The sequence below is a fragment of the Wolbachia endosymbiont (group B) of Parapoynx stratiotata genome, from assembly GCF_947250635.1.
GTDB lineage: Bacteria > Pseudomonadota > Alphaproteobacteria > Rickettsiales > Anaplasmataceae > Wolbachia.
In genome coordinates, this window is record NZ_OX366335.1 from 942,107 (window position 1) to 967,160 (window position 25,054).

21 protein-coding genes and 6 pseudogenes are annotated in these 25,054 nt (G+C 34.2%); 15 read left to right on the forward strand and 12 right to left on the reverse strand.

The window, feature by feature from the left end; genetic code table 11:
• Positions 1-26: 26 nt before the first annotated feature.
• Positions 27-446, reverse strand: coding sequence for a hypothetical protein (locus tag OOT12_RS04265; RefSeq protein ID WP_264685178.1), 420 nt, complete (start codon positions 444-446; stop codon positions 27-29).
• A gap of 58 nt (positions 447-504) precedes the next feature.
• Here OOT12_RS04265 and OOT12_RS04270 point away from each other — a divergent pair.
• Positions 505-1,164: pseudogene (locus tag OOT12_RS04270) on the forward strand (IS256 family transposase); the annotation flags it as partial.
• 34 nt (positions 1,165-1,198) lie between these two features.
• On the opposite strand, the gene OOT12_RS04275 reads toward OOT12_RS04270, so the two are convergent.
• From OOT12_RS04275 to OOT12_RS04285, 3 genes are all read right to left on the reverse strand, one after another.
• Positions 1,199-2,431: an IS256 family transposase gene (locus OOT12_RS04275; RefSeq protein WP_264685173.1), complete on the reverse strand. Its 1,233-nt coding sequence runs from the start codon at positions 2,429-2,431 to the stop codon at positions 1,199-1,201.
• A gap of 21 nt (positions 2,432-2,452) precedes the next feature.
• On the reverse strand, positions 2,453-4,231 hold the full coding sequence (locus OOT12_RS04280; RefSeq protein WP_264685179.1) for a hypothetical protein: 1,779 nt from the start codon (positions 4,229-4,231) through the stop codon (positions 2,453-2,455).
• A gap of 158 nt (positions 4,232-4,389) precedes the next feature.
• Positions 4,390-5,667, reverse strand: a complete 1,278-nt coding sequence (locus tag OOT12_RS04285) for an adenylosuccinate synthase (protein WP_264375289.1) — start codon at positions 5,665-5,667, stop codon at positions 4,390-4,392.
• Positions 5,668-5,847: 180 nt separating this feature from the next.
• On the opposite strand from OOT12_RS04285, the gene OOT12_RS04290 reads away from it, so the two are divergent.
• Entirely contained in the window at positions 5,848-7,380 is a 1,533-nt protein-coding gene (locus tag OOT12_RS04290; RefSeq protein ID WP_264375288.1) for a hypothetical protein, read from the forward strand.
• 370 nt (positions 7,381-7,750) lie between these two features.
• On the opposite strand, the gene argB is transcribed toward OOT12_RS04290, so the two are convergent.
• Together argB and yihA are read right to left on the reverse strand one after the other, a co-directional pair.
• Positions 7,751-8,689, reverse strand: a complete 939-nt coding sequence (argB, locus tag OOT12_RS04295) for an acetylglutamate kinase (RefSeq protein WP_010401255.1) — start codon at positions 8,687-8,689, stop codon at positions 7,751-7,753.
• The gene (gene yihA / locus OOT12_RS04300) at positions 8,664-9,257 is read right to left on the reverse strand and encodes a ribosome biogenesis GTP-binding protein YihA/YsxC (RefSeq protein WP_264375287.1); all 594 of its coding nucleotides are present in this window, start codon (positions 9,255-9,257) and stop codon (positions 8,664-8,666) included. Before yihA ends, argB begins: the two co-directional genes overlap by 26 nt.
• Positions 9,258-9,370: 113 nt before the next feature.
• Between yihA and prfA the strand changes: the two genes are divergently transcribed.
• A complete protein-coding gene (gene prfA / locus OOT12_RS04305) occupies positions 9,371-10,462 on the forward strand; it encodes a peptide chain release factor 1 (RefSeq protein ID WP_007302826.1) in 1,092 nt (363 codons plus the stop codon).
• A gap of 466 nt (positions 10,463-10,928) precedes the next feature.
• On the opposite strand, the pseudogene OOT12_RS04310 reads toward prfA, so the two are convergent.
• Positions 10,929-11,342, reverse strand: a pseudogene (locus OOT12_RS04310) (hypothetical protein); the annotation flags it as partial.
• A 102-nt stretch (positions 11,343-11,444) separates the two neighbouring features.
• A pseudogene (locus OOT12_RS04315) lies at positions 11,445-11,579 on the reverse strand (JAB domain-containing protein); the annotation flags it as partial.
• 79 nt (positions 11,580-11,658) lie between these two features.
• On the opposite strand from OOT12_RS04315, the pseudogene OOT12_RS07470 reads away from it, so the two are divergent.
• Positions 11,659-12,614, forward strand: a pseudogene (locus OOT12_RS07470) (IS5 family transposase).
• A gap of 30 nt (positions 12,615-12,644) precedes the next feature.
• Here OOT12_RS07470 and OOT12_RS04330 read toward each other — a convergent pair.
• Positions 12,645-13,316 (reverse strand): ankyrin repeat domain-containing protein, encoded by a 672-nt coding sequence (locus tag OOT12_RS04330; RefSeq protein ID WP_264375285.1) that lies wholly within the window; start codon positions 13,314-13,316, stop codon positions 12,645-12,647.
• A gap of 171 nt (positions 13,317-13,487) precedes the next feature.
• Here OOT12_RS04330 and OOT12_RS04335 point away from each other — a divergent pair, with 171 nt between their 5' ends.
• Positions 13,488-14,375 (forward strand): lipase family protein, encoded by an 888-nt coding sequence (locus OOT12_RS04335; protein ID WP_264375284.1) that lies wholly within the window; start codon positions 13,488-13,490, stop codon positions 14,373-14,375.
• Position 14,376: 1 nt separating this feature from the next.
• Here OOT12_RS04335 and OOT12_RS04340 read toward each other — a convergent pair whose 3' ends face one another.
• Complete coding sequence (locus OOT12_RS04340; protein ID WP_264685180.1) at positions 14,377-15,393, reverse strand: hypothetical protein; 1,017 nt, start codon at positions 15,391-15,393, stop codon at positions 14,377-14,379.
• A 161-nt stretch (positions 15,394-15,554) separates the two neighbouring features.
• On the opposite strand from OOT12_RS04340, the gene OOT12_RS04345 reads away from it, so the two are divergent.
• The gene (locus OOT12_RS04345; protein WP_264685173.1) at positions 15,555-16,787 is read left to right on the forward strand and encodes an IS256 family transposase; all 1,233 of its coding nucleotides are present in this window, start codon (positions 15,555-15,557) and stop codon (positions 16,785-16,787) included.
• Positions 16,788-16,820: 33 nt separating this feature from the next.
• Here OOT12_RS04345 and OOT12_RS04350 read toward each other — a convergent pair.
• Positions 16,821-17,273: pseudogene (locus tag OOT12_RS04350) on the reverse strand (transposase); the annotation flags it as partial.
• Positions 17,274-17,331: 58 nt separating this feature from the next.
• Here OOT12_RS04350 and OOT12_RS04355 point away from each other — a divergent pair.
• The 8 genes from OOT12_RS04355 to OOT12_RS04390 all read left to right on the forward strand — a co-directional run bounded on the left by OOT12_RS04355 (position 17,332) and on the right by OOT12_RS04390 (position 23,367).
• Positions 17,332-17,475 (forward strand): hypothetical protein, encoded by a 144-nt coding sequence (locus OOT12_RS04355; protein ID WP_264685411.1) that lies wholly within the window; start codon positions 17,332-17,334, stop codon positions 17,473-17,475.
• A 20-nt stretch (positions 17,476-17,495) separates the two neighbouring features.
• On the forward strand, positions 17,496-17,606 hold the full coding sequence (locus tag OOT12_RS07375; RefSeq protein ID WP_406721094.1) for a hypothetical protein: 111 nt from the start codon (positions 17,496-17,498) through the stop codon (positions 17,604-17,606).
• Between the two features lie 22 nt (positions 17,607-17,628).
• Positions 17,629-17,754 (forward strand): hypothetical protein, encoded by a 126-nt coding sequence (locus OOT12_RS04365; protein WP_264377132.1) that lies wholly within the window; start codon positions 17,629-17,631, stop codon positions 17,752-17,754.
• Positions 17,755-18,681: 927 nt separating this feature from the next.
• Positions 18,682-20,100, forward strand: a complete 1,419-nt coding sequence (locus tag OOT12_RS04370; RefSeq protein WP_264374892.1) for an AAA family ATPase — start codon at positions 18,682-18,684, stop codon at positions 20,098-20,100.
• 68 nt (positions 20,101-20,168) lie between these two features.
• Positions 20,169-20,381, forward strand: a complete 213-nt coding sequence (locus OOT12_RS04375) for a BRO-N domain-containing protein (protein ID WP_264376217.1) — start codon at positions 20,169-20,171, stop codon at positions 20,379-20,381.
• 724 nt (positions 20,382-21,105) lie between these two features.
• Complete coding sequence (locus OOT12_RS04380) at positions 21,106-21,582, forward strand: RuvC family protein (protein ID WP_262986406.1); 477 nt, start codon at positions 21,106-21,108, stop codon at positions 21,580-21,582.
• A 103-nt stretch (positions 21,583-21,685) separates the two neighbouring features.
• On the forward strand, positions 21,686-22,912 hold the full coding sequence (locus OOT12_RS04385) for a DNA modification methylase (RefSeq protein ID WP_264374890.1): 1,227 nt from the start codon (positions 21,686-21,688) through the stop codon (positions 22,910-22,912).
• Positions 22,909-23,367, forward strand: a complete 459-nt coding sequence (locus OOT12_RS04390) for a hypothetical protein (protein ID WP_264685181.1) — start codon at positions 22,909-22,911, stop codon at positions 23,365-23,367. The genes OOT12_RS04385 and OOT12_RS04390 overlap by 4 nt, the downstream gene beginning before the upstream one ends.
• On the opposite strand, the pseudogene OOT12_RS04395 reads toward OOT12_RS04390, so the two are convergent.
• Positions 23,312-23,749 (reverse strand): annotated as a pseudogene (locus OOT12_RS04395) (transposase); the annotation flags it as partial. The gene OOT12_RS04390 and the pseudogene OOT12_RS04395 sit on opposite strands and share 56 nt — an antisense overlap.
• A gap of 71 nt (positions 23,750-23,820) precedes the next feature.
• On the opposite strand from OOT12_RS04395, the gene OOT12_RS04400 reads away from it, so the two are divergent.
• Positions 23,821-25,053 (forward strand): IS256 family transposase, encoded by a 1,233-nt coding sequence (locus tag OOT12_RS04400; RefSeq protein WP_264685173.1) that lies wholly within the window; start codon positions 23,821-23,823, stop codon positions 25,051-25,053.
• Position 25,054: the final 1 nt, after the last annotated feature.

Below are 25,054 nucleotides of genomic sequence, written 5' to 3' on the forward strand. Positions count from 1 at the left end.
TAAATTATTATCAATACAGGAGATTTTTATACTCTACTTGAGTATTGCTCTTGCAACTTAACTCCAATCATCTCCTTAACAATGCAAGAGGAAAGCGAGCTACCTACGCTTCTACTCTCTACTACCTTCTCAATAGAAGTTATGTTAGAAGATAAATCATTATCACAATTTTCCTCATCGCTATCAAGTCCACTATCAAAACTTGAAGATCTGGATAACTCTGTCTTCTTTTGTGAGGCACTATCAGGCTCACTAAAAACGTTTCCTGCTAGAGTATAAAATTGATGATTGAAGCTTCTTTGTTCAATAGAACTCATGTTAGAAGATAAACCATTATCACTACCATATCCGCCATCAGAGCTTGAAGATCTGAGTAACGTCATCTTTTCTTCCAGTGGAACACAAGACTCATTATTAGTCTCATTAAAAATATTGGGAACGTTCAAAAAAGTGTGTCAAACCGAAAAAAAAGTAATAAATTGATATAAAAAATGGAGGTTTGATATGGGTCAAGCAAATAGAACTACTGGTTTGGTAGATTATAAAGAATTAGAAACAAATATCCTGTCATCTATACGAGAAGGAAGACCATTGACAGGAAGAGATGGAGCATTAACACCGTTTATAAAAAGGTTGCTAGAGGCAAGTCTGGAAGGTGAAATAGAAAGCCACATGTCAGCTAAAAGTGAAGAAAATAACCGAAGAAATGGAAGGAATGCAAAAACTTTACGTACAAGTTCAGGCTCATTTGAACTATTAACACCAAGAGACAGAGAAGGAAGCTTTGAACCGCAAATAGTCAAAAAAAGGCAAACAAGCCTACATCCAGAACTTGAAGCAAAGGTCTTAAGCACATATGCCAGTGGCATGGGATACAGAGATATAGCTTCACATGTTGAGGAAATATATGACCACAAAATATCAGCAGCAGAGATATCCAGTATTACTGATAAACTGCTACCAGTAATCAATGAATGGCGCAGCCGCCCACTGCAATCAGTGTATCCAATAGTGTTTATGGATGGCATGTTCTTTAAGGTCAAGGAGGACGGACATTGTATAAGTAAATGCATGTATAATATATTGGGCATAAATCAAAATGGCAGAAAAGAAGTATTAGGTTTTTATTTGGCTGAAAGTGAAGGAGCTAACTTCTGGTTGGGAGGGAACGTTCAAAAAAGTGTGTCAAGCCGCATTTTTAGTTCAACTCAATTTTCAATCTATCTGGAAAGAAAATATCAAGTTGAGAAATAGTTAAAGCCCAATTAGGGAGAGCCATAATCCACTTTTGCTCTACCTTTTTTATAGCACAATATACCTGTTTGTACAAGGCATTTGTACTAGTAAATGAACCCTTAGTTTTAGTAAATTTCCTGATTTGTCTATGCAACCCCTCAATTGGATTGGTGGTGTAAATCAGCTTCCTAACTTGCCCAGAATACTTAAAATAACTGGATAAGTTTTCCCAATTGTTCTGCCAGGATTTTATAACTAAAGGATACTTCTCTCCCCATTTTTCTTCCAGCTCAAGCAGATAATTCTCAGCGATCTCTTTACTTGAAGCACGATATATTTTTTTCAAATCATTCATGAAAACTTTTACATCTTTGCTAGATACATATTTCAGTGAATTCCTTATCTGATGCACTATACATAGCTGTACTTCTGCCTTAGGAAACACACTATTTATAGCCGCAGGAAAGCTTTTTAGCCCATCAATGCAGGCAATTAGAATATCTTCTACTCCTCGCTCTTTTAGGTCATTTAGAACTCCCAACCAGAAGTTAGCTCCTTCACTTTCAGCCAAATAAAAACCTAATACTTCTTTTCTGCCATTTTGATTTATGCCCAATATATTATACATGCATTTACTTATACAATGTCCGTCCTCCTTGACCTTAAAGAACATGCCATCCATAAACACTATTGGATACACTGATTGCAGTGGGCGGCTGCGCCATTCATTGATTACTGGTAGCAGTTTATCAGTAATACTGGATATCTCTGCTGCTGATATTTTGTGGTCATATATTTCCTCAACATGTGAAGCTATATCTCTGTATCCCATGCCACTGGCATATGTGCTTAAGACCTTTGCTTCAAGTTCTGGATGTAGGCTTGTTTGCCTTTTTTTGACTATTTGCGGTTCAAAGCTTCCTTCTCTGTCTCTTGGTGTTAATAGTTCAAATGAGCCTGAACTTGTACGTAAAGTTTTTGCATTCCTTCCATTTCTTCGGTTATTTTCTTCACTTTTAGCTGACATGTGGCTTTCTATTTCACCTTCCAGACTTGCCTCTAGCAACCTTTTTATAAACGGTGTTAATGCTCCATCTCTTCCTGTCAATGGTCTTCCTTCTCGTATAGATGACAGGATATTTGTTTCTAATTCTTTATAATCTACCAAACCAGTAGTTCTATTTGCTTGACCCATATCAAACCTCCATTTTTTATATCAATTTATTACTTTTTTTTCGGTTTGACACACTTTTTTGAACGTTCCCAAAATATTTCTTGTTGGAGTATAAAATTGATTATTGAGGCTTCTTTGTTCATCAGCATGAATTTTTTCTCCCAGTCCATCAGCTATTTCTACAACTTTATCATCCCATTCATTCTCACACTCTAGCTTGCTTCTTAACTCTTCAACTTCCCATGCTAGTTTGCATATCCCTTGTTCATAAGATTCCAGTTGTGCTTTATGCTCATCTTTCAACTCTTGCACTTGAAGTTTTAAATTGCTTATATACTGCTCCTTTTCCTTCATTATGTGTGCTGCTTCTTTTAATTTGTCTTCTAACTCCTTCTTTTCTGTATTAACACCTTTTAGCTTACCCTCTAGCTTTCCTTTTGCTTCACATACATTTTTAAGTTCTTGTGCTTTCTCTTGTAACTCTGCTAACACACTTGCTAACTTTTTATCTTTTTGTGCCAGTTCAGTTTGCAATTCCGTGTTTTTTCGCTCTTCTTTTCCAAAACTGTTTTGTAAATCAGTTATTTGTTGTGAAGCAATTTCTGGTTGAGTTTCAGTGTGCTGTAAATTGGCTTCCAATGCATTGCTATTAATAGAAGGAGAAGAAGGAAGGCTATTATCAGCATCAACTTTATGATCTAACTTCCCCTCTGGTTCCTTACCTTGATAAGCCACCATAGATTCATTGTAAAGATTAATAGGAGTAGCCCTATCCTCTTCTAGTGATTCCATTACAGCATCATATAAGGAGAGACCTTGAATATATAATTCATCGTTTTGCTTTATTAATTCTAGAATCTCCTTCGATGAAACAAAATCTTCACCATTAAATTTTAGTATTTCAGTTATGCCATCGCTACTCACATTCATAATCATGGTACACATTCCTGATCCATCTTTTGCAGGCCAAGTGCTTGTCATTTCATAATATGCACCTTCTTTAAATTCATAATATCTTTTCTTATCTTTTTTATGAGCGTGTATTTCATGTTTTTTATTGCAATAGATATTCAGTTCTTTAATATCTTTCTCTTGCTGTAAAACGTCACTAATCTTTGTTGGCTCACTATTGTCGTAATGAGTAAGGTTAATATTCAAAACTTTATTATTATTGTCAATTTCTTCACAGTAAACTTGAAAGTCCTCTTTCCATTTTCCAAAATACCTACTTGCAACTTCTTTTCCTTCCTTTACTAACTCTATGTATTTACCTATATTTTTCTCAAAGTCCTCATTAACAGGCTTTTCTCTTTCTTTTACTGCTTGATCCACGTACATTCGCTTAAAATCATTATCACCTATTAGATCATTAAAACGCCAATTATCATAAGCTTTTTGTATATCAGCAAAGTCCATCTTTTCTCTCAAAAGCGCTAATAAGCTTATCTTATCTCTCAAATTTTCTAACTCACAATCGAGAAAATCATCGAAACTGCATAACTTTTTATACAGTTCTCTATCTTCTATAATTGAGCGAAGAAATTTCATTATAGTAAGGTTCTTAATGGAAGGCTCATTTTTTTCTACATCATTAATATAGCTTTTGAGAAATTGAAATATACCAAGCCCATCACTATCTTGGACAAACTTCTCTCTATCATTAACACAATTGTTGCCCTGTGATGAACATAATCTATTATGCAATTTTTGCAAGTCATGTATTGACTTAACTACATATTCTGCAACTGACAATTCTCTCAGCTGATCACTTGTTTTTTCCGCTTTTATTGCTTTGTCTCCCTTAGTCAAACCTGCAATCATAATACGCCTCCTTTAACTATGTTTATATTATAACAATCAACATGTATTTAAGAAAAATCACACTGCTCACTGTACGTTTACGCTGCTACTTTGCATAATAGATTGCTTGAAGTCACACAAGTATCGTTTTTTATTAGATAAAAGTTAACAAGACGTTTTCATAGATTTTTAAGCTTAATAACATCCTCTCTATTGGGACTAGTTGAAATTAGATGAATTGATACGCCTATTAATTCTTCTATTTTTCTCACATATTTCATCAAATTTGCAGGTAATTCCTTAACTGACCTTTTGCCTTGAGTTTTCTCTTTCCAACCAGGAAATTCTTCATATATTGGCTCTAATTCTTTTTGTATTGAATGTGATGCGGGTAAATAATCATACATTTTTCCGCCATACTTATAACCAGTGCCTATTTTAATAGTATCAAAAGAATCAAGAATATCTAATTTGGTTAATACAATGCTTGAAACTCCAGAGAGTTTTACGGCCTGGCGCACTAAAACTGCGTCAAACCATCCGCAGCGCCTTCTTCTATTGCTTACTGTTCCAAGTTCCTTACCTATAGAAAATAAGCTGTCTCCAATCTCGTTATTTTGTTCAGTAGGAAATGGACCATTACCCACTCTTGTTGTATACGCTTTTGCTACACCAATAATGTGAGCATTGTAGGATAATCCTGAGCCTGTTATCGCTTGCGATGCTACGGTATTACTTGAAGTAACAAAAGGGTAAGTTCCGTGGTCGATATCTAAAAATGCGCCTTGAGCGCCTTCAAATATTATTTTCTTACCTTCTTTCATAAAATCATTTAGTATCTTCCACACAGGTTTTTTATATGAAAGAATTTTTTCTGAAATCTGTCGAATTTCCTTTAATATTTCTTCTTTTTCAACCACCTGGTAGTTAAGGCCTTTTCTGATAGAATTATGGTAACTCAGGAGAGCATCCACTCTTTGATTGAGCTCATCTGCGTTTTCTAAGTCACAAATGCGTATAGCTCTCCTTCCAACTTTATCTTCATAACATGGCCCTATTCCTTTGTTTGTTGTGCCAATTTTGCAATTTCCGTTTAAATCTTCAAATAGCTTTTCCTTGTCCTTATGTACGCTAAGTATTAATGGACAGCTCTCGGATACCATCAAGTTGTTATAGTTTACGTCCACTCCTTTAACTTTCAATGATTCTATTTCTGATATTAGAGCTTGTGAATCAAGAGCAACGCCATTTCCTATGATAGATATTTTTCCTGGCCTCAAAACAGCAGAGGGCAGTAAATTTAATTTATAAACCTCATCATCTATTACTATAGTGTGCCCTGCATTATTTCCCCCCTGAAATCTCACAACTACATCTGCATTCTCAGAAAGATAATCTACTATTTTACCCTTGCCTTCGTCACCCCATTGCAGACCAACAATTACAATATTATTCATCACTATTTTCTAGATTAATACGTAAATATTAATGCAGCATGCTACAAATGAAAAGAGAAATCTACGCCTTTCTTACACCTATTAAATAAAGAAATATACTATCGACTTTTTTTATATGTTATCAAATTATTCATCATTATATGATACAACTTACAGTATATTTATAGTAAGGTGTTAATTATGAAAAAGGCAAAGGAGAGTCCAGTAGTTAGATTAAAGGCCACAGCTAAAGAGTTCAATTTTGGTAAATTAAGAGCAGATCAAGATAATAAATTAGCGAATTCCGGTGAAACAATGTTCTTAGATTTTCAAAGAATGAATTTTATTATTAATGAAAAAGAAATAGATAAAAATTTTATTATTGCATTTAAGGAAGGAGCTAAAGATTATAAAAATGAGATTTTTAACCGTGATAATTTTGATAACCTCTCTGAAGAAGGTAAAGCTTTTATGGAACCAGTACTTAAGGAGCTTGATCAAGATAGACTATCTGAAGTTTGGGAAAATCATTGTAATAGCCCTACAATTGCTGATGAGAAAAAAATTGATGAATATAGAAAGGAATTTGAGAGATTTTATAACGCAGGGAGAAGCTCTTATCATCTATTCTCCAAAAAAGATTACCGTGCATTAGCAAAGGAAATTTTTAAGGAAATGTTTAGATACGCTGGAGCAAGGGTTCCAAGTGATGCTATTTTAGAAGAGTTAGTCACCAATTGTAATCAAGCAGGGTATGGGGCTGGTATATTTAATGAATCTCATGCCGCACTCAGTAGTTGTAATTTAACTCCACACAGTCCTAAAAAAGTGCTAAACATTTACTGCACTGACCACAACCGCATAAAAGTGACGTCTGATATGGCAATACCTATAACCACGATTGACAATCCGGAAGAGAAAATATGTGACCTATCCAGCTCATTAGAATTTACACTTGAGTCTCAATATGGTGAAGACCTTGTAAAATATGGAGATGGTAAATTATCACTTACTATTCCTGAAGAGTTGAAAAACTATAAAGACAATGGCAAGACCTTGTTTGACACTATTAAAGAATATTTTCAGAAATTCTGTGCAAAATTAGGATTTAAACCTGAGGCAAAAATACAAATAGAGCATAACTTAGGTACTCAAATCAAAGTAAACAACTATTTAGATGGTACAATATCTACTACAGGATCGGATGCAAATGAAAAATTTACCAATCTTTTAAAGAAAAATCTCAGAGAGAGGTTATTGGGATCAGGAGTTGCTCTAGGAGGTGAAGATGTTGATGATATTATTGAAGTCAGAGTATCTGCAGTTATGGATCTACTGCGTGATTATACTAAATTGGAAGATAATAAAGAAAACAGAGAGTTATTAATAAGTGAAGTAGCAGATAATTTAGGGCTTTCCACTCAAGATAAAACAGCATCAGAAGTATTGATGGAATTAAACTCTTTACCTTCTTCGATAAAAGGTCAGGTTAATCATAATCAAGTGCAGTTTGTTGTAAATATTTTTACCAATTTAATTGTTGAAGGAAAAAGCGAAGTATACAAAGAAAAAAATGCAATTAATGCAATGGATGCAATTCATCAGAAGATAGATAAGGCAATTGTTGAGCAAGAAAAAAGAGCAACCAACAAACAAGATATAGAAAATGATAAATGGACAGATAAAATAAAAAAACAGAGATTATCTATGGAATCACATGGGCATTTGCATTAAAGATACTGTGTACAGAGGCGTAGTATGCTCAATTTTCGCCTTTCATTTAAAGCACTCAAATTGACCAAACACACTCAATCCAAAGCGTTTGTAGATTCGATATCTTGAGTAACTTGACGCAGAGAGAATTGTATACCTTAGTCAACTTTTCTAGCGGTATCCATAAGGTAAATCATTATTTGAGTGTTACACCCAAGCCCTCTTTATTTTCCTCTGTTATCAAGCTAAAAATACCATTTGGTTTCATTATGTATACGAAACTATTATGCTTGCAAGAAAAAAAACCTAAAAAACTGGAAAAGAGAATAGGAATTTGACATAAGCTATTCCCAAATTTTCAATGTTCATATGGTTATAAGCAGTACAGCTATTAATCATCCATTATTGATATACCTGAATTATTCTCAGTAAATAAATCAAGTATAATGTTAGGTACTCTACCATCAACTATGTGAACAACCCCTGCACATTCTTCTACCATTTTAGTATATGACATAAGCCTTTCAACAAATTTTTCTCCTTTAATTTTTCCACAATCAATCGATTCTTTTAAATTTTTAATCAAGACTCTTCTATTGCCAACTTTGTTTATTTCTTCATCTGTATCACTCAAGATTATCATTTTAGATGCGTAAACTGCAAGTGCAATTGCACTTGCAGTGCTATCAGTATCAATATGATATGTTTCTCCATTTTTTCCATAACCGATAGGTGCAATAACTGGTATAGAATCTGATTCTTCAATAAAGAATAATATATCAGGATTGATTTCAGTTGGTCTACCGATAAATCCCATGTCTAGTATTTTTTCAATATTATTTAATCTATTTTCCCTAAGCGTAGTGCTTATCTTTTCAGCTTTTATGAGGTTGCCATCTTTTCCACATAGTCCAATAGCTGAACCACCAGCAGAATTTATATGCTGAACAATTTTTTTATTAATTGAACCACACAGTGCCATTTCAATGATTTTCATAGTGCTTTTGTCTGTAAGTCTGACACCATTTATAAACTTATCATTCATACCTAGCATTTTTAACACTAAGTTAATTTCATATTCTCCGTCATGAACTACCACCGGATTTATACCAAGCTGTTTCAACAGAACAACATTATGCGCAAAAGCACTAAGCAGCGTTTCATCTGAGATTATTACACTGCTGCATTTGATGATAAAAGTTTCGCCTACAAATTTAGGTATGTTAGACAGAACTTCAAATAATATTTCTGTTTTTTCCTTCAATGGCATCTTACCATTTAAAGATTCATCACTTTTCATTTTTTTATCTTGTAAATTTGAAAAACTCATCTCTTACCTTGGTGATTTTATGCTTAACACGAATGCTTATTTGATGAATTGATACATGTTCATTATTAACCCACTTTTGAGTATTTTCTAGAATAGCATCTAGACTTTCCTGATTCACTTTATCTATTTTTGTTAGCACAATATTAAAGTTAATATTATTACATATTAACCAATAAACAAAGTCTTTGTCTATTTCTTTTAATCCTACCTTGCTATCTATAAGCACAAACACTCTTTTTAGATTTCTCCTGTGAATTAGATAGTACTCAATTAGGTTTAAGTATTGTACTGCTTCTTCCTTGCTTGCACAAGAATAGCCATAACCCGGTAGGTCGACAATCCTAAACTTATCATTGTACATAGAGTAAAAATTTATTTGTCTAGTGCATCCAGGTTTAGAAGAAACTCTTGCAGCTTTTTTGCTGTTTATCAGCAAGTTGATTAAACTTGATTTTCCTACGTTTGATCTACCAGCAAATGCAATCTCTGAAGCCGACTCATCTGGTAATGATTTTTTGTCTGAAGCTCCAAATATGAAGCTGCAGATTGATGTTATCTGTTTTGCCATTATACTTAGGTAGAAATATTCGAGACAATTATAGTGTTATTGCTTGATATAAGAAATTTTTTATTTCAGTATATATTACTTACTTAAACAGCTGAAAACTAGACCTGTACTATATGGATATAGAGAATAATTTACAAGACTTAAAAAAAAAGTTTTCTGATGTAGAGAGAAATCTGGAAAACCCTACCAATTTGAGTCAAAAAGAATTCGTTAGTTTTTCAAAGGAATACTCTGAACTCAGACCAATTATCGAGATAATCGATGAATATAATATATTAAAAGAGGAAATTTCAGATTTAGAAGAAATCATGAAAGATGAGAACAGCGATGGTGATATAAAAGAGTTAGCAAAAGAAGAACTTCTTGAGAAGCAAAAGATAGTATTACCGAAAGTAAAAGCAAAACTAAAGTTGGCATTATTACCCAAAGATGAAGATGACTCAAGAAATGCAATATTAGAAATTAGAGCAGGCACAGGCGGAGAAGAAGCAGCATTATTTGCAGCGATGTTATTTCGTATGTATCAAAAATATGCAGAAAGAAGAAATTGGAAGTTTGAGCCAATAAGTATTTCTAATACAGGTATAGGTGGCTATAAGGAAGCTTCTGCACTCATTAATGGAACAGAAGTTTTTGCAAGACTGAAATTTGAGTCAGGGGTGCACAGAGTACAAAGAGTGCCAGAAACTGAATCCTCAGGAAGATTGCACACTTCCGCAGCTACTGTTGCAATATTACCTGAAGTAGAAGAGGTTGACTTTGAAATAGAAGAAAAAGATTTACGCATAGATGTTTATAGATCCAGTGGTCCTGGAGGGCAATCAGTGAATACAACTGACAGCGCAGTAAGGGTCACCCACTTGCCAACAGGGATAGTTGTAATACAGCAAGATGAAAAATCGCAGCACAAAAATAAGGCTAAAGCGCTCAAAGTGTTGAGAGCAAGGCTATACGAAATTGAAAGACAAAAAAAAGAAATGGAAAGGTCAACAATGAGGAAAAGCCAAATTGGTTCTGGAGATCGCTCTGAACGTATAAGAACTTATAACTTTCCACAATCAAGAATAACAGATCATAGAATTAATCTCACTTCACATCGACTAGAACAGATTATAAAAGAAGGTGAACTAGATGAATTTATTGAGGCATTGATTTCACGAAATGAAGCAGAAAGGTTGACTGGAGGGGGTAATGTTACTTTTTGATGGAAATTTGAAACAAAGCATAGGTATCAGGTTAAAAAGAAGTAAAGTTAGTTGTTCATAAGGTTGACAATTATTTAAATTTATGCTATAATTAGCAGCTCTATAACTTACAGAAAATATGGAAGTTGACTTTAATCAATATGTTAATAGTAACACCTTAGAGTTAAATAATCTATATGTATATATGGAGAAGCTAGTAAACTTTTTACAGAAAAAGCAAAATATTTAGCTCTTTACCAAAGCAGCTTATGGTTATTTAAAGCCTGCTCTTGCAAACCGACTTTGAGGGACCTACCCTCATCTATTTCGTAGCTTAAACACTCAGTTTGCTCATTTCTGACCATTCTTTGTGTCTCTACGGCACACTACGTCCACACACACTTAAAGTATTTATCCACAGTTACACTAATTTATAGAAAATGCAGATAAATTTTTTGTTGTTTTATAGCTAAATAACTTGTTGACAATAAAGACAGTATCTCCACTCTCCCTCATTACATGCATTTAGCCTTGCTCCAGCAGCTAGCGCTTCGTCTACAGCCTTGTGCAGTTCATTTGGACTTTTTGCTCTTACCACAGCACTTTTAAGCCAGCTCAACTTTTCTGCACTTGGCTTTATTTTTTGCAAAGCTGAAGCAAATGGATTCAACCCTTCTGGATAATCTGCTTGATTATTCAAAGGTTTTGTGCCATATATGTAGTCAAGTCCTTTTCCATAGTTGATTTTGTTTTCGTGAACGTTTCTGCTAGGGAAAGGCATTGTATCTTCCGGTTTTATCTCCTTCTGATTATTAATTTTGCTCACAAACTTAGACTGCTTTATATCAACGCCTTCAAGAGCACCAAATATTTTCTTCAATAACTTGTCTTTACTAGTAATATAACCCCCATATTAAAAATACTTTTTAAGTATATAAATCTTAGTTTATACACTCTATTACTCAGTATAAATTATAGTGAGTAGTTTTGCAAATACTTCCTACTATAACAATCCGTTTTCTCGAAAGCTGAAATAGCCTCCACTTGTGATGATAATATGGTCAAACAATTTTACGCGTACAGTACTACATGCTGCTGCTAAGCTCTTCGTTACTGCTTGATCTTCTTCTGACGGCTGGCTTTGTTGCATGGCTCAAGTAAAAAAAACTGGAAGTTACTGACAGAAATCATTATAAAACAGGTATTTAACCACCAATATGCCAGTCAAAATGAAGGTCAGTAACTGCTACGAATATAACAAATTTCTTCAAAAAAGAGGAAATGTTTTTCATTTTGTTAATCAAGCCATAGAAAATTGGTATGAAAATAGTCCAAAAGTTGCAGGTGGCAATAACATTTATAGTGATAAAGTTGTAATTTTGATACATATAGTAGTCCATTTTTTTAGGATTGGCTTAAGACAAGCAGTTGGTTTCGTAAAAGGTTGTATAGAGCAAATGGGAAAAGACCTCAAAGTCATTAGCTATACTCAAGCTTCTAGAAGATTCAAAAAGCTTAACTTGAAAATTGATGATTGTAGAATTGATAAAAATGGTATGGAAAACATTGAAATAGCTATAAATAGCACCAGTATTTGTATCTATAACAACACCCATCAACGTAATAAAGAAAATGCAAAAGTAAGAAAATATAATGGATATGATCAAGTAAGAAAGTTACATATTATTTTAAGTATAAATAATAAAAAAGTTATAGATATGAAGTACACTAATGGTACTACACTTGATTATCATGCGATATGTTAAAGGGAACAGTAGATAAATATAATATTTCATCTGTTCGCGCAGATGCAGCTTATGATAAAGCTAGTATGTATAAAGTGTGTAAAGGACATAATATAAAACCAATCATTCGACCAATAAAAGGTGCGAAAATCTATGAGAAAATTGATTATCAATTAGAAAGAAATAGCAACATTAATGTGATTAAATTATGTGAAAACTATGAGAACGGTATAAAGAAATGGACACAAGAAACAAAATATGGACTAAGATCCTTTGTTGAATGTTTTTTCTATAGGTTGAAAAAAACGTTTGGGTTTAGTCTCAAGAATAAATCTGAAATAAATCGTGAAAAAGAACTACTAATTAAGTGCTATTTGCTTAATAAATTTACTGATATAGGTATGGCTAAGTTCGAATTAGCTGCATGAATTTACTGTACCTACCTGCCTTATCAGGAGCTATGCAACAAAGCCATCCGCATTCGCAGCATAGTGTAAAGGAGTAGAGCCCGTAGAATAAGGAGGGTCACTTTTACTTTTTGCATTAACATTTGCTCCGTTTGCTACTAATAACCTAGCTATCCTTATATCTCCTGCATAATGTAGAGGAGTATTCTCATTTTTATCACCTGCATTAATACCCGCCCCTTTTTCTATAAGTAGCCTTATTATTTCTGCATTTCCTTTTGCAACAGCAAGATGTAAAGGAGTCTCTCCGCTCGGTCCAGTTTTTGCATTAATATCTGCTCCGTTTTCGAACAAAAATTGTACCATTTCTTGGCGTCCATCTTCAACGGCTTCATGTAAAGGGGTATATCTGCGCCAATTGTGTATATTAATGTCTGCTTTCCTATCCTTTAGGCACTTTATTACATTGAAATAGTTACATTTAGCAGCTAAGTGAAGTAATTTACCACCTTCCTTAAAACCATGGTCTAACGAGAACCCACTTTCTTGCCATGATTCGTATTCTTTTTTACATAGCTTATATTCATGCTTGTGAGTATCCCACTTTGGGTACAATTCATTCATTTTCCCTTCAAACTCTTGTTTTATTTTTTCAACTATATTACTTGAGTTTAAATTTGGGTTATTATTTAGTGTTTCTAATATTTCGTGTAGCAGACCCATAGTATTCCCCTTAAATCTTGTGATTAAATAATATATTATGACTACCCTGTAGAATAGAGTCAACTAAAAAGCATTTGAGGCAAAACTTCTTAACAATTTATGTTAAAAAAAGCTTGCGTGCTATAATTACATCAATATAATTAATGTCGATTGTCAAAAGTGAGGTGTTCTATGCAAGCTGCAGAACAAAAAACAGAACAACCAATTTTATCAAGAGAATTAAGAGTAGATAAGAAGTTGGAGTTAAGTATTGAAAAAGTTAAAAAATATAGTAAATTAAACAGTAAAGATAAATTGAAAAAAGCAATAACTGATTTAATAAAACCAGTTGATGTTGAAAACTTGAAAGACAAACTTGATGCGTTAAAAGAGCCAATTTCTTATCCAAATAACTACGTCTTAGCATCACTTGCAAATAGAATTTACAAAGGCGAGAAGAGAAATAGCACAGGCCAATATTCACACGGAGAAGCAGTACCTGGATTAGGCAATTGGCAGCTGCTAACTGTTGAAGAAAGGTCTGGTGGACTCTTTAAAACCATTTTAAATGCTCCCGTCAATGCAATAACTCAAGGTGCTACGAGTGGTTATTTTGGTGCAGCATATTGGAACCCAGATACTCAACAAGTTATCATTGTCCATAGTGGCACTAAAAATTTTGGTGGTGCTACTGCAGATCTTAACGGTGTTTTATTAAATCAACATGTTTATCAAATTGACTCTGCAGTTACATTTACTGACAAGATCATCAGTGTTCTTAAAGAAATTAACGAGAAAAAAGGATCAAATATACAACTGTTTATCACAGGGCACTCGTTAGGTGCGTGGCTTGCACCAATTACTTCTTTTTCTGCAAAGTATCTTGTAAAAGAGGGTGATTATTTTGTTGCAAGTACTGATTTTGAAAAAACTGCTTATCATGCAAGCGCGGTAATTTTTGATCCACCAGGATGCGAAGAGATGTTAAGGCGGATTCAAAGCAGACTTATGGATCGGTACAAGAAGATAAGGCTAAGTGAAAATCCACTAAGACTGATTATCCAAACTTTTGCAGATTAGTCTAGAAGCTAATGTTTTTTTCTAATTGGTTACTTATCCTTATATCACTCAAATAAGATTCAGGTTTACCGTTTATTTCGCCAGTAGCTTCTGAAAATTGACTTTTCTGTTGATTATTGTTAGTGAAAACTAAAGAGAACTTGAAATTACGTGTCCACTCCGCTTCTTCAATTTCACGTTTTGAACCTATGAAAGGAATTACTTTTGTTGCTTGTACTACTTCTTCTATATTCTTGCTGTTTTTAAGGTTGCCAAGATATTCTCTAGCTGTCATGCTCACTTCTTTTTTATTCAGATGATCTTGGAATTTTTTGCTACTTGAATTCATATCGGCATTGATAAGTAAAGGTACGCCGCCTTCTACATGAATTTTAGTTCCAAAGTCATATAGCTGTACTCTAGATAATTCTCGATCATTAATCTTAATAAGACCAAACTCCTTATCCTGCTCTGCTAGAAGTTGATGCTCTGTTTTTATTTCTTTTGTCAGAACTTGTCTATCTCCATTCGATAATAGCTTATTAGCTCGCTCAATATCAAAGTGTTCAACAAGAAAGCCTTTTTCTCCCATTTCATAGTCAGTACCTTTTTTTACAACTTCTATCAGCTGATCGATGCTTTCTAACCCAGAAACAAACGCCGTATTACTATCAAAATAAGCATAGTTATCCCCTGTTCTATAAACGGCAACTACATGATTACTTGTTACTAAATGAATAGCAAAATCACCAGCTATATAATTTGATAAATCACTCAGTGTTTTGTAGCACTTAGTGTGAATCAAGCTTAAAGGTAGACTATTTCTAGCAGAATCTAGCTGTTGTTCAAAACTGTCAAGTAAATTACTAAAAGCAAAAACTTCTCTTTCTTCTCTTTTAGATATCTGCTTACCCTGTGCTACACGCTCATAAATTTTGGCTGAAGTTTTTAAATTACTCAAAAATGACTTGCTACTCTGTAAAAGTAAAGCTTGAGATAAGCCACGTGTAATTGCAGTACACTTACCATTAATTTTCACATTCCTTGCTTCAAAAGAAGGCAAATAAAGACCTTGTTTTACCAGCTCAATCGATGCATTTTGTAAATTATGTGATACAAGTTGTGATAAAGGGAACGTTCAAAAAAGTGTGTCAAACCGAAAAAAAAGTAATAAATTGATATAAAAAATGGAGGTTTGATATGGGTCAAGCAAATAGAACTACTGGTTTGGTAGATTATAAAGAATTAGAAACAAATATCCTGTCATCTATACGAGAAGGAAGACCATTGACAGGAAGAGATGGAGCATTAACACCGTTTATAAAAAGGTTGCTAGAGGCAAGTCTGGAAGGTGAAATAGAAAGCCACATGTCAGCTAAAAGTGAAGAAAATAACCGAAGAAATGGAAGGAATGCAAAAACTTTACGTACAAGTTCAGGCTCATTTGAACTATTAACACCAAGAGACAGAGAAGGAAGCTTTGAACCGCAAATAGTCAAAAAAAGGCAAACAAGCCTACATCCAGAACTTGAAGCAAAGGTCTTAAGCACATATGCCAGTGGCATGGGATACAGAGATATAGCTTCACATGTTGAGGAAATATATGACCACAAAATATCAGCAGCAGAGATATCCAGTATTACTGATAAACTGCTACCAGTAATCAATGAATGGCGCAGCCGCCCACTGCAATCAGTGTATCCAATAGTGTTTATGGATGGCATGTTCTTTAAGGTCAAGGAGGACGGACATTGTATAAGTAAATGCATGTATAATATATTGGGCATAAATCAAAATGGCAGAAAAGAAGTATTAGGTTTTTATTTGGCTGAAAGTGAAGGAGCTAACTTCTGGTTGGGAGTTCTAAATGACCTAAAAGAGCGAGGAGTAGAAGATATTCTAATTGCCTGCATTGATGGGCTAAAAAGCTTTCCTGCGGCTATAAATAGTGTGTTTCCTAAGGCAGAAGTACAGCTATGTATAGTGCATCAGATAAGGAATTCACTGAAATATGTATCTAGCAAAGATGTAAAAGTTTTCATGAATGATTTGAAAAAAATATATCGTGCTTCAAGTAAAGAGATCGCTGAGAATTATCTGCTTGAGCTGGAAGAAAAATGGGGAGAGAAGTATCCTTTAGTTATAAAATCCTGGCAGAACAATTGGGAAAACTTATCCAGTTATTTTAAGTATTCTGGGCAAGTTAGGAAGCTGATTTACACCACCAATCCAATTGAGGGGTTGCATAGACAAATCAGGAAATTTACTAAAACTAAGGGTTCATTTACTAGTACAAATGCCTTGTACAAACAGGTATATTGTGCTATAAAAAAGGTAGAGCAAAAGTGGATTATGGCTCTCCCTAATTGGGCTTTAACTATTTCTCAACTTGATATTTTCTTTCCAGATAGATTGAAAATTGAGTTGAACTAAAAATGCGGCTTGACACACTTTTTTGAACGTTCCCAGTTTATCAGTAATACTGGATATCTCTGCTGCTGATATTTTGTGGTCATATATTTCCTCAACATGTGAAGCTATATCTCTGTATCCCATGCCACTGGCATATGTGCTTAAGACCTTTGCTTCAAGTTCTGGATGTAGGCTTGTTTGCCTTTTTTTGACTATTTGCGGTTCAAAGCTTCCTTCTCTGTCTCTTGGTGTTAATAGTTCAAATGAGCCTGAACTTGTACGTAAAGTTTTTGCATTCCTTCCATTTCTTCGGTTATTTTCTTCACTTTTAGCTGACATGTGGCTTTCTATTTCACCTTCCAGACTTGCCTCTAGCAACCTTTTTATAAACGGTGTTAATGCTCCATCTCTTCCTGTCAATGGTCTTCCTTCTCGTATAGATGACAGGATATTTGTTTCTAATTCTTTATAATCTACCAAACCAGTAGTTCTATTTGCTTGACCCATATCAAACCTCCATTTTTTATATCAATTTATTACTTTTTTTTCGGTTTGACACACTTTTTTGAACGTTCCCGATTTTCTAGTTAAAAAAGTAAGAAAAATAATTGGTAAGAAAGAAACTCCATCGGTAGGAATAATTGACAGTCAATCAGTAAAAACTACTCAAAAAGGGGATCCAGAGGGTATGATGCTGGCAAAAAAATAAAGGGCAGGAAACGCCATATTATTGTAGACACTGCAGGTCTTGTAATTACTGCTGAAGTACACAGAGCAAGCATTCAAGATCGTGATGGTGCTCTAAATCTTTTTGCTCAAGCTAAGTGCAAATCTACGTAAGTTTTTTGCTGATCAAGGATATATGGGTAAATTACAAAACCGCTGTTTATTGGAAACTGGATGTTTGTTAACGATTACCAAGAAAGTAGTTGATACAGGATTTCAAGTTATTCCTAAGCGTTGGATTGTTGAAAGAACTTTTGCCTGAATTTTAGACGCATGAGCAAAGATTACGAGCATTCTCCTCTTACCTCAAAAAACAATATTTTCTTTAATATGATCACTATTATGCTTCACAAATTAGCCTATTCTTGAGTTTGAAGACAGGCTCTCAGACTCCAGAACTCTTCAGTCTTGGCAGAATCTGGTGCAGTTTATGAGATCTGGTACTTTCTGGTAGTAAAAAAATGCTAGATTTTCAATGGTTTAATGGTTGACAGATTTCTGAGCTGTAATCTGGTTTAGGTGGCAAAAAGCTTAGGAGTATTGAGGAGTTTTGACCAGTCTCCAGTTTCCAAAATTTCCTATTATTATATAATAATAATATAGTAGTATGACTTTAAAACATACTACTCTGTTCGGTTACTAACCAGTCTACAATAATAAGCTATGGATACGTATAAAGCTCTCTTTCAAAATTATCTGATAAAACAAATGAACCGTAATTGGATTTTAAAGCGATTCTACAACCTCAGGGTACAATTATACCACCAAGACCTAAGTTACTCACGTAGGGTAGCTTAAAACTCGATTATGAGGCATTTCTAAATTATTTCTTGCTTTAAAGTTTTACTTGTTATAAAAAAACCCTTATTGTACCCTATCACGCTTTTTATTCGTTGTAAAACATTTTTTTCAAAAAAGTGAAAAGTTTTTGTAATTTAGGTGAAACAAGAGCTGGTTTTGGAGGTCTTATTGAGATATAACGACTTTTATCTAAAATTCTTAAGTTGAGTCTTTAGGTAATCTCTATAAATAATTTGTAGATGAAGCTAAAGGAAAAAAGTTGCTGCCATAAACATAAGCTACAAAACCCTCTCAATAGTTCAAGATGGAGACAAAGATCTAAATTTATTTATTTACGTCTCCAGTTTTATCTAGTATAACGGAGACAAAGATTTATATTTCGTATTTTATGTCTCCATCATTTATTGGTAGGAAAACTGAGTTAAAGCAATTACTGGAGCTTACAGAAAAAAATACTGCATCTTTTGTAGTAGTCAAAGGAAGGCGTCGTATAGGAAAAAGTCGTTTAATTCAAGAGTTTGGTAAGTATTTTGAACAATATTACTCCTTTATAGGTTTGCCACCAGAAAAGCATACTACAATGTCCTACCAACTTAATGAATTTTCTAGACAAGTTGCTAGACAATTTAATACATCTTTTGCTAGGTATGATGACTGGAGCGATTTACTATGGGCAGTTGGTGAACGTCTACTATCAGGAAAAACATTATTGCTGTTTGATGAAATTTCTTGGATGGGCTCAAAAGATCCAACCTTTTTAGGCAAAATAAAAAATTTTTGGGATACGCAGCTAAAAAATAATAACAAGCTAATTTTCGTTGTTTGTGGATCAGCTTCATCATGGATCGAGAAAAATATACTTAGTAGTACTGGCTTCGTAGGAAGAATATCGTTAACTTTAACACTCGGAGAATTATCACTTTCTGATTGCAACGAATTTTGGCCAAAAAATATTTCAGCATATGAAAAGTTCAAGGTGCTTGCAGTAACTGGCGGAATTCCAAAGTATTTAGAGGAGGTAAATTTTAAACATAGCGCTGAAGAAAATATTAAAAGGCTTTGTTTTACAAAAGGTGGGTTTTTAGTTGAAGAATTTAATCAAATATTCTCAGATTTATTCATGCGAAAAACGGCTTTTTATAAGCAAATAGTCAGAGCTCTTTCTACTGGAGCTAAAGAACAAGAAGAAATTTGTGCTACTTTAAATATCGTAAGACATGGACGCATTTCTGAGTATCTACATGAGCTTGAGCTTGCTGGTTTTATTGCAAAAGATCATACTTGGAGTATAAAAACTGGTACTGATTCACGACTCAGGAGATACAGACTTCAAGATAATTATTTAAGGTTTTATTTAAAATATATTGAAAAAGATCTAGGGAAAATTAATCGTGACACCTATTCTATAGGGTTCTTACCAGAGTGGTATACAATTATTGGGCTTCAATTTGAAAATTTGGTGCTGAACAATAGAAAGAGTATACATAATATCTTAGGAATTGATGGAATAATAAGCGAGAATCCATTTTTTCAGAAGAGAACGCGTAATAGTGCAGGTTGTCAAATTGATTATATGATTCAAACGAAGTTTAACACTCTCTACATTTGCGAAATCAAATTTTCAAAAGATAAAATTGGTCATTCAATAATACAAGAGGTACAAAAGAAAATAGATACACTAAATCGTCCAAAAGGCTTTTCATGTCGTCCAGTCCTTATCCACGTTAATGATGTAAGTGATGATGTTATAGATAGTGGTTACTTTTCACACATAATTGATTTTGGAAAATTATTAAATTGTAAGTAATGGTTTTTCTGACTTAAAAATAGTGTCTTTTAGTTTTTATGTTTATTCTTAACTTATAGAGGTTGCCTATGACTGATACTTTAACTTTAAAAGAGGGAGATATTGAAACTACTGCTTTTGATAATAGCAATTTTACTAGAGTATTACACGATGGAGAATGGTGGTACGTAATAACAGAAGTAATAGCTTTTCTGACAGGTAGTAAGAACCCATCTGACTATCTAAAAAAGATAAAAAGCAGAGATATAGGGCTTTCTGAAGGATGGGGACACCCCCCTTGAAATTAAAAAATAAAGTTTTACATAGCCCATTTCAATTGTCTCCATTGTAGCACCATTCTTAAAAACGTTTTAGAGGGCTATTATAGCGTTATCTAGATAGGGGTTGTAAATCAAAAGCTCGTGTAATCTCCTCTCAACTCAAATAGCAAAGAAGCTGCTGTAAAAGATATAGCTGGTCTTCAAAGCTCTTTAATTCCTTAGCTGTCTTAAAATTATTTTAACTTTTTTTCAAAAAATCCCGGAAAAAGTAGTAAGAAATCCGGTATATATTAGTATAGGGGCATTGAGTGTAGATGTGCTTCAAACAGAAAAGTTGGAAAACAGAAAGCAAAAGAAATCTAGGCTTTTACGTAATTGAGAATTTATATTTTTTTAATAAGGCAAAAACTGTGTTTTAAAGCTAGATGTGACTTTAGGGAAAAAACTATCACTGCTCACCAAAGAACGTCTATAATAGCCTTTAAACTCAAATAAAAGCTATCCTTAGTAATTCTACTGTTATAAAACAAACCTGCAGACAAGTTTAACAAGGTTTTTATCCTTTGCAAAAAAAAAGTGAACAGTTTTCGTAATTTTGGTGAATATATATAACAAGAAAACAACTTTCTGCAGTAGCACATAATTCTCGTTGTTGGCCTACAAAAACCTATGAATTTCTAGTGTATTTTGCAGAAACCAGACGATATTTTGGAGTAAGTGCTACTTGTAATTTTAATAATAGCAAATGTCAACCCTAACACTAGATCTAGGCAAACAAACAGGATGGTCTATTCTTCACAACGGAGTAATTCAAAGTGGAAGTGAGAGTTTTCATACTAGTCGGTTTAGTGGTGGTGGAATGCACTTCTTAAATTTTCGTAGCTGGCTAAATGAAATGAAGGAAAAATTTCCAAGTATTGAAACAGTTTATTTTGAGGAAGTTAGAAGACACTTAGGAACTGATGCTGCTCATTGCTACGGAGGTTTCTTGGCACATTTGTCTGCTTGGTGTGAAGAGAATCATATTCCCTATCAGAGCGTTCCTGTTAAGACTATAAAACGCTTTATCACAGGCAAAGGCAATGCAAGTAAGAGTGAAGTTATTGAAGCGATACGTGAAAAAAGTTTTTCACCTAGAGATGATAATCAAGCAGATGCTTTGGCATTAATGTTTTACGTTATGAATATTAGTAAAGATTTTAACATATCAAAAAGCCCATAGAAAGTGGGTCCTTTCGGCCATACTGGCGGGTTTGGTGGGTTCGACCCCAGGCCTTCTTTAGCGTCAGACATATTTTAAATATTAACTTTTTAACTATCAAGATATGAATTTAGCAATCCACTATTATCCTACTCAAAATCTCATCGAATATGAGCGTAATCCACGTAAAAATGACGATGTAGTAAATAGAATGTGTGCTTCAATCAGGGAATTCGGCTTTCGTATACCAATAGTTGCAAAAAGTGATGGTACTGTGGTTGATGGTCATTTAAGACTTAAAGCAGCAAGAAAACTTGGTATGGAAAGTATACCAGTGGTCTTAAGTGATAATTTAAATGAACCACAAACTAAAGCTTTTCGACTACTTGCTAATCAATCAGCTAACTGGGCAAAGTGGGATGATGATCTTTTGAGAGTGGAAATTCAAGAGCTAGAAGATTTGCAGTTTGACTTAAAAATGACAGGATTTGAATTAGAAAAAGTTCAACGGTTTCTCGATGATTTTGACGGTGAAAAAGAAGATCTTTCTGACTTAGCTATTGATGATAAAAAAGTAACAAAACCAGGTGATCTTTGGATTTTAGGAAATCATAGAATCTATTGTGGTGATAGCTCTGTAGTTGAATCATATAAAGCGCTGTTAGATGATAAAATGGCAGATATTACTGTGTGTGATCCTCCGTATAACGTAGCATATGGTAACAGTCAAGAGAGAGAAGACAAAAAGATATTAAACGATAATCAAGGTGAAAAGTACGAACTTTTTCTCTACTACATCTGTTCCAATATTTTAGCATATACGAAAGGTGCAATTTACATCTGCACATCATCATCAGAGTTTTCGACGTTGCAAAAAGCATTTGAGGAAGCAGGTGGTCGTTGGTCAACATTTATCATTTGGGCAAAGAATCACTTTACGCTAGGAAGATCAGATTATCAAAGACAATACGAAGCAATGCTTTATGGATGGAAAAGTGGCAATAAACGTGAGTGGTATGGAGGTAGAAATCAAAGTGACCTCTGGTTTTATGATAAGCCAACACATAATACACTACATCCAACGATGAAGCCAGTAGAGCTAATGGAGAGAGCGATAGTAAACAGCAGCAGATCTGGAGACATAGTACTTGATCCATTTAGCGGTTCTGGCAGCACACTGATTGCATGTGAGAGAACAGGAAGAATTTGTAGAACAATAGAGCTAGATTCAAAGTTTGTAGATGTAACGATAAAACGTTGGCAAGTGTATACAGGCAGGGAGGCAATTCTTTCTGGTGCTGGTAAAACTTTTCAAGAGATTCAAGAAGAAAAAAAGGAGCAAAAAAAGTGAAATTAATAACACAAACAGAATGGGCAAGAGAACAAGGATTTTCAAAGCAATATGTCTGTTATTTAGTAAAAAAAGGAATAGTTGAGTTGGAGAATGGTTTGATCAATAGAGAACAGGCAAATGAAGCGGTGGCAGCAATAAGAGATCCAAGTCAACCATTGAGAAGAAAAAACTATTCAGAAAACGGAGAAAAACTTTCCACAATGTTGCTAAAAACGCGAATAAAAAATGAAATGGAACGAGGTAAACTGCTTGAGGCGAAAGCTAAGGCTGAAATAGGAGAGCTTGTAGCAGTAGAGGAAGTGAAAAACGAAGCATTTAATGTAGCAAGAGTTGTACGTAATAATCTGCTTAATATTCCAAATGGGAACGTTCAAAAAAGTGTGTCAAGCCGCATTTTTAGTTCAACTCAATTTTCAATCTATCTGGAAAGAAAATATCAAGTTGAGACATAGTTAAAGCCCAATTAGGGAGAGCCATAATCCACTTTTGCTCTACCTTTTTTATAGCACAATATACCTGTTTGTACAAGGCATTTGTACTAGTAAATGAACCCTTAGTTTTAGTAAATTTCCTGATTTGTCTATGCAACCCCTCAATTGGATTGGTGGTGTAAATCAGCTTCCTAACTTGCCCAGAATACTTAAAATAACTGGATAAGTTTTCCCAATTGTTCTGCCAGGATTTTATAACTAAAGGATACTTCTCTCCCCATTTTTCTTCCAGCTCAAGCAGATAATTCTCAGCGATCTCTTTACTTGAAGCACGATATATTTTTTTCAAATCATTCATGAAAACTTTTACATCTTTGCTAGATACATATTTCAGTGAATTCCTTGGGAACGTTCAAAAAAGTGTGTCAAACCGAAAAAAAAGTAATAAATTGATATAAAAAATGGAGGTTTGATATGGGTCAAGCAAATAGAACTACTGGTTTGGTAGATTATAAAGAATTAGAAACAAATATCCTGTCATCTATACGAGAAGGAAGACCATTGACAGGAAGAGATGGAGCATTAACACCGTTTATAAAAAGGTTGCTAGAGGCAAGTCTGGAAGGTGAAATAGAAAGCCACATGTCAGCTAAAAGTGAAGAAAATAACCGAAGAAATGGAAGGAATGCAAAAACTTTACGTACAAGTTCAGGCTCATTTGAACTATTAACACCAAGAGACAGAGAAGGAAGCTTTGAACCGCAAATAGTCAAAAAAAGGCAAACAAGCCTACATCCAGAACTTGAAGCAAAGGTCTTAAGCACATATGCCAGTGGCATGGGATACAGAGATATAGCTTCACATGTTGAGGAAATATATGACCACAAAATATCAGCAGCAGAGATATCCAGTATTACTGATAAACTGCTACCAGTAATCAATGAATGGCGCAGCCGCCCACTGCAATCAGTGTATCCAATAGTGTTTATGGATGGCATGTTCTTTAAGGTCAAGGAGGACGGACATTGTATAAGTAAATGCATGTATAATATATTGGGCATAAATCAAAATGGCAGAAAAGAAGTATTAGGTTTTTATTTGGCTGAAAGTGAAGGAGCTAACTTCTGGTTGGGAGTTCTAAATGACCTAAAAGAGCGAGGAGTAGAAGATATTCTAATTGCCTGCATTGATGGGCTAAAAAGCTTTCCTGCGGCTATAAATAGTGTGTTTCCTAAGGCAGAAGTACAGCTATGTATAGTGCATCAGATAAGGAATTCACTGAAATATGTATCTAGCAAAGATGTAAAAGTTTTCATGAATGATTTGAAAAAAATATATCGTGCTTCAAGTAAAGAGATCGCTGAGAATTATCTGCTTGAGCTGGAAGAAAAATGGGGAGAGAAGTATCCTTTAGTTATAAAATCCTGGCAGAACAATTGGGAAAACTTATCCAGTTATTTTAAGTATTCTGGGCAAGTTAGGAAGCTGATTTACACCACCAATCCAATTGAGGGGTTGCATAGACAAATCAGGAAATTTACTAAAACTAAGGGTTCATTTACTAGTACAAATGCCTTGTACAAACAGGTATATTGTGCTATAAAAAAGGTAGAGCAAAAGTGGATTATGGCTCTCCCTAATTGGGCTTTAACTATTTCTCAACTTGATATTTTCTTTCCAGATAGATTGAAAATTGAGTTGAACTAAA

Bases quoted from the DNA above. Each gene is read 5' to 3' on its own strand.
- OOT12_RS04275 (WP_264685173.1), bottom strand. From the start codon at position 2,431: ATGGGTCAAGCAAATAGAACTACTGGTTTGGTAGATTATAAAGAATTA.
- yihA (WP_264375287.1), bottom strand. From the start codon at position 9,257: ATGGCAAAACAGATAACATCAATCTGCAGCTTCATATTTGGAGCTTCA.
- OOT12_RS04380 (WP_262986406.1), top strand. From the start codon at position 21,106: ATGTCAACCCTAACACTAGATCTAGGCAAACAAACAGGATGGTCTATT.
- OOT12_RS04385 (WP_264374890.1), top strand. From the start codon at position 21,686: ATGAATTTAGCAATCCACTATTATCCTACTCAAAATCTCATCGAATAT.
- OOT12_RS04280 (WP_264685179.1), bottom strand. From the start codon at position 4,231: ATGATTGCAGGTTTGACTAAGGGAGACAAAGCAATAAAAGCGGAAAAA.
- OOT12_RS04375 (WP_264376217.1), top strand. From the start codon at position 20,169: ATGACTGATACTTTAACTTTAAAAGAGGGAGATATTGAAACTACTGCT.
- OOT12_RS04335 (WP_264375284.1), top strand. From the start codon at position 13,488: ATGCAAGCTGCAGAACAAAAAACAGAACAACCAATTTTATCAAGAGAA.
- OOT12_RS04330 (WP_264375285.1), bottom strand. From the start codon at position 13,316: ATGGGTCTGCTACACGAAATATTAGAAACACTAAATAATAACCCAAAT.
- OOT12_RS04365 (WP_264377132.1), top strand. From the start codon at position 17,629: ATGGGTAAATTACAAAACCGCTGTTTATTGGAAACTGGATGTTTGTTA.
- prfA (WP_007302826.1), top strand. From the start codon at position 9,371: ATGGATATAGAGAATAATTTACAAGACTTAAAAAAAAAGTTTTCTGAT.
- OOT12_RS04370 (WP_264374892.1), top strand. From the start codon at position 18,682: ATGTCTCCATCATTTATTGGTAGGAAAACTGAGTTAAAGCAATTACTG.
- OOT12_RS04400 (WP_264685173.1), top strand. From the start codon at position 23,821: ATGGGTCAAGCAAATAGAACTACTGGTTTGGTAGATTATAAAGAATTA.
- OOT12_RS04345 (WP_264685173.1), top strand. From the start codon at position 15,555: ATGGGTCAAGCAAATAGAACTACTGGTTTGGTAGATTATAAAGAATTA.
- OOT12_RS04290 (WP_264375288.1), top strand. From the start codon at position 5,848: ATGAAAAAGGCAAAGGAGAGTCCAGTAGTTAGATTAAAGGCCACAGCT.
- argB (WP_010401255.1), bottom strand. From the start codon at position 8,689: ATGAGTTTTTCAAATTTACAAGATAAAAAAATGAAAAGTGATGAATCT.
- OOT12_RS04285 (WP_264375289.1), bottom strand. From the start codon at position 5,667: ATGAATAATATTGTAATTGTTGGTCTGCAATGGGGTGACGAAGGCAAG.